Source organism: Pseudomonas baetica (assembly GCF_051216495.1).
Classification (GTDB): domain Bacteria; phylum Pseudomonadota; class Gammaproteobacteria; order Pseudomonadales; family Pseudomonadaceae; genus Aquipseudomonas; species Aquipseudomonas baetica_B.
Genome location: NZ_JBPKAM010000210.1, coordinates 1 through 4,149, shown reverse-complemented (window position 1 = coordinate 4,149; position 4,149 = coordinate 1). Strand labels below are relative to the sequence as shown.

4 protein-coding genes are annotated in these 4,149 nt (G+C 61.1%); all 4 read left to right on the top strand.

What is annotated here, in order from left to right; genetic code table 11:
• Nucleotides 1–167 precede the first annotated feature (167 nt).
• The 4 genes from ACSFE6_RS31145 (at nucleotide 168) to lapD (ending at nucleotide 4,040) form a co-directional block, all read left to right on the top strand.
• Nucleotides 168–755 (top strand): YecA family protein, encoded by a 588-nt coding sequence (locus tag ACSFE6_RS31145; RefSeq protein ID WP_175389124.1) that lies wholly within the window; start codon nucleotides 168–170, stop codon nucleotides 753–755.
• Nucleotides 756–765: 10 nt separating this feature from the next.
• Entirely contained in the window at nucleotides 766–1,161 is a 396-nt protein-coding gene (locus ACSFE6_RS31140) for a YbaN family protein (protein WP_435431205.1), read from the top strand.
• A gap of 208 nt (nucleotides 1,162–1,369) precedes the next feature.
• The gene (gene lapG / locus ACSFE6_RS31135; RefSeq protein ID WP_435431204.1) at nucleotides 1,370–2,077 is read left to right on the top strand and encodes a cysteine protease LapG; all 708 of its coding nucleotides are present in this window, start codon (nucleotides 1,370–1,372) and stop codon (nucleotides 2,075–2,077) included.
• Nucleotides 2,078–2,099: 22 nt separating this feature from the next.
• Entirely contained in the window at nucleotides 2,100–4,040 is a 1,941-nt protein-coding gene (gene lapD, locus ACSFE6_RS31130) for a cyclic di-GMP receptor LapD (protein WP_435431203.1), read from the top strand.
• Nucleotides 4,041–4,149 lie beyond the last annotated feature (109 nt).

Here is a 4,149-nt window from a genome sequence, read left to right as displayed (position 1 = left end):
GGCGATGGGCCAGTAAACATTGATGCTGCATGTGACGCTGCCTTCGCGAGCAGGCTCGCTCCCACACAGATCGCTCCATTACTCAATGGTATTTGCTGCGCGGCTGGCCCAAGCGCTCAAGAAGGCCTAGAATTCCCGCATCGAATATTCCCCAAGGTAGTCCTTTAATGTCCTTCGCTGAGCAATTAACCCGCCTGCAAGTCTTCCTCGACGCCGATGAACTGCATGACGAGGCGCTGGACTACGTGGCCGCCCACGGCTACCTCACCGCGCTGTCGATCTGTTCCGAAGTCGTGCCTGATCGTGAATGGATCGACGCCCTGTTCGCTGAAGAGCCGCATTACAGCAGCGAAGCCCAGCGCGAAGAGATCGAAGCCACGCTGATCGGCCTCAAGGCCCATATCGCCCGCCAGCTGGCGTCCGATGAAGAGTTCGAGCTGCCGTGCGATCTGGATCTGGGCGACGATCCCGACGATTCCGAGCTGCGCGGCTGGTGCATCGGTTTCATGGAAGGCGTGTTCCTGCGCGAAGAAGCCTGGTTCGAAACCGCCGAAGACGAAGTCAGCGAAATGCTGCTGCCGATCATGGTCGGTTCGGGCCTGTTCGACGAACAACCGGAGTTCTCCGATATCGCCGCCGACGCCAACCTGATGGACGACATGATCGTGCAAATCCCGGAGGCCCTGACTGCGCTGTACCTGCTGTGCAACGCACCAGACGAAAAACCGGCGATCCTCAAGCCCCGTCACCACTAAGATCCGGCCTATGGACAACCCCATAGGCAACCGCCCCTTGATGTTGCGCTACGTGCTGCTGGCCATCGGCTGGCTGAGCGTAGTGCTGGGGGTGATCGGGATTTTCCTGCCGGTGTTGCCCACCACGCCTTTCCTGTTGCTGGCCGCTGCCTGTTTCGCTCGCAGCTCGCCACGTTTCTACAACTGGCTGGTGGAGCATCCACGACTCGGACCATGGATTCGCGACTACCTCGATGGCAACGGCATCCCGCTCAAGGGCAAGGTCTACGCCATCGGCCTGATGTGGGCGAGCATTCTCTTCTCCTGCTATCTAGTGCCGATGCCCTGGGCACGTGGGTTCATGTTGACCAGCGCAGTGTTGGTGACGGTTTACATCCTCAGGCAAAAGACCCTGCATAAATCCTGACCCCTGCCCCTTGTGGGAGCGAGCCTGCTCGCGAAAAAACTCCGGGCAACGCGGCTATTCAGGCAGAACGCATTATCGTTGACGTCCTTCGCGAGCAGGCTCGCTCCCACAAGGGATCAAGTGCATCCTTCATAAGTCCGCCGACGACCAACCCTACCTCATCCCAATCACCACCTAGACTTCACACATCCGCCCCCGAGCAACCCAAATGCCCCGCAGTCCGCGTAGTCCAGGATGGCCAGCGCCCCGGCTTCGGTTCGGCGGATGGCTGTTGCTGGCCGGTTTTTTACTGGCCGAGTTGGGGAATGTCTGGGCCGACTGGAATTTCGCGCAGATCCTGCAAACCGCCGAAAAACGCTACGGCACCCTCGGCCCGGCGCGGGGGCGAATCGAGGCCTGGAATCAGATGCTGCAAGGCGAGCGCGATGCACCCGAGCGCGAGCAACTGACGGCGGTCAATCGTTTCTTCAACCAGCAACTGAATTTTCAGGACGACTCTCGCATCTGGCGTCAGACCGATTACTGGGCCACGCCTGTCGAATCCTTGATCAAGGGTGCCGCCGACTGCGAAGACTACGCCCTGGCGAAGTATTTCAGCTTGCGCGAGCTCGGGATTCCCAGCGAAAAACTGCGCATCACCTACGTCAAGGCGCTGACCCAGAATCAGGCGCACATGGTGCTGACGTTCTATAGCAGCCCCACCGCCGACCCGCTGGTGCTGGACAATCTGATCGGCGACATCCGCCCCGCCTCGCAACGCAAAGACCTGTTGCCGGTGTACGCCTTCAATGCCGAGGGCCTGTACCTGCCGGGTGCCAACGGCGGCAAACGCAGCAGCGACTCGAAAAAACTGTCGCGCTGGCAAGACGTACTGCAAAAGATGCAGGCCGAAGGCTTCCCCGTGGGCGATGGCTGAAGACTGCAGCAAGGAGCGTTCAATGAAACTGCGTAATCAGTTGTTTCTTGCCATTTGCCTGTTCCTGCTAGTGGCATTCAGCGGCAGTTTTTTTGTCAGCCTGGAAAGCTCTCGTGAGCAAATGCTCGGCCAATTGCGCTCCCACGCCCAGGATGCGGCCACCGCACTGGGCCTTTCGCTGACTGCGCAGATCGATGACCCGGCCATGATGGAGTTGATGGTCAGCTCGATCTTTGACAGTGGTTACTTCAGCAGCATTCGTATCATCGACGTCGAGGGTGAGCAGGTGCTGGTGGAGCGTAACGCGCCAGCACGGATCGAGGGTGTGCCGGGTTGGTTTGTCAGTCTGGTCAACCTGCGCCATCAGGGCGGTGATGCGTTGATCATGCGCGGCTGGGAGCAGGCGGCGCGGGTCGAAGTGCTGAGCAATCCGCAATTCGCCCTGGCCAAACTCTGGGACAGTACCCTCGGCAGCCTGATCTGGCTGCTGGTGTGCGGACTGCTCAGTGCCGTGTTCGGGGGTTGGTTGTTGCGTCGGCAGCTTCGTCCGCTCGAATCGCTGGTCAAGCAGGCCGAGGCCATCAGCAAACGTGAGTTCCTCAGCCTGCCGAAACTGCCCCGCACCCCGGAATTGAAACGCGTGGTGCTGGCGATGAACCAGATGGTCGAGAAGCTCAAGGCGTTGTTCAACGAAGAGGCGGCGCGCAGTGAAAAGCTGCGCAGCGAGTCCTACCAGGACAGCCTGACCGGGCTGGCCAACCGGCGCTTGCTGGATGAACAACTGGCGGACCATTTGCTGGTCGCCGAGCATCATTGCGACGGTCATCTACTGATGTTGCGGATCAATGACCTGGCCGGACTCAATCAACGCTTGGGGGGGCAGCGCACCGATGCGTTGATCAGTGCGGTCGGCGAATTGCTCAAACGCTTGATCCAGTTGCCAGATCGGCGCACCTGGCTGGCGGCGCGCAACCGCGGAGGTGAATTCAGCCTGCTGGCACCGGGGCTGAATACCGAGGGCGCCGCACAATTGACCGCCGAAATCAGTGCCACCCTGGAAAACCTGCGCCAGACCGGTGCCAGTGACTGCATGCCCGTCGCGCATGTGGGCATCGTTGCCTACCGCCCCGGCGAACCGGCCAGCGACGTGCTGATGCGCCTTGATCAAGCGCTGACCGAGGCCCGACAAAACCCCGAACGCCCCTGGGTGCAACTGAGCCACGGCGAGCATGTTCCGAACCAGTCCCAACACGATTGGCGCCTCTGGATCGATGACGCCCTGACCCAAGGCAAATTGCAGCTGTATTTTCAGCCGGTGGTGCAATGCGCCGATACCAGTCAGGTGCTGCATCACAAAGTCCTTGCCCGCCTGCTCGATCCGCAGGGTCAGGCGATTGCCGCCAGCCACTTCCTGCCATGGATCGAACGCCTGGGCTGGTCGGCACGTTTCGACCTGGCCATGCTCGAAGCTACCCTCGACTACCTGGCAGCCAATCGTTGGCCCCTGGCATTGAGTCTGTCCGGCAGTACCTTGCGCGATCAATCACAACTGCAACTGATCCTCGATATGCTCGAGTCACTGCCGGAACTGGCACCGTTGCTGATCCTGGAGATTGATGAACGCCAACTGCCGCCTCCCGAGGAGTTGCATCGGCTGAGTCATAGCCTGCTCGACACCGGCTACCGCATCGGCCTGCAGCATTTTGGCGGCAGCTTCAGCCAGATTGGTAACCTCACCCAACTGGGCCTGGCGTATTTGAAAATCGACGGCGCCTATATCCGGCGAATCGATGAGCAGCGGGATAAGCGGCTGTTTATCGAGGCCATTTTCAGGGCGACCAACAGCATTGATTTGCCGTTGATTGCGGAAATGGTCGAGACCCGGGGGGAATTGGAGTCGATCAAGGAGCTTGGGGTGTACGGGGTGATGGGCCGGTTGATCGGGCCGCCGGAACCGATGTGAGTGTGTCAGTCGGACCTGGGGGGGGGGGGGGGGGGGGGGGGGGGGGGGGGGGGGGGGGGGGGGGGGGGGGGGGGGGGGGGGGGGGGGGGGGGGGGGGGGGGGGGGGGGG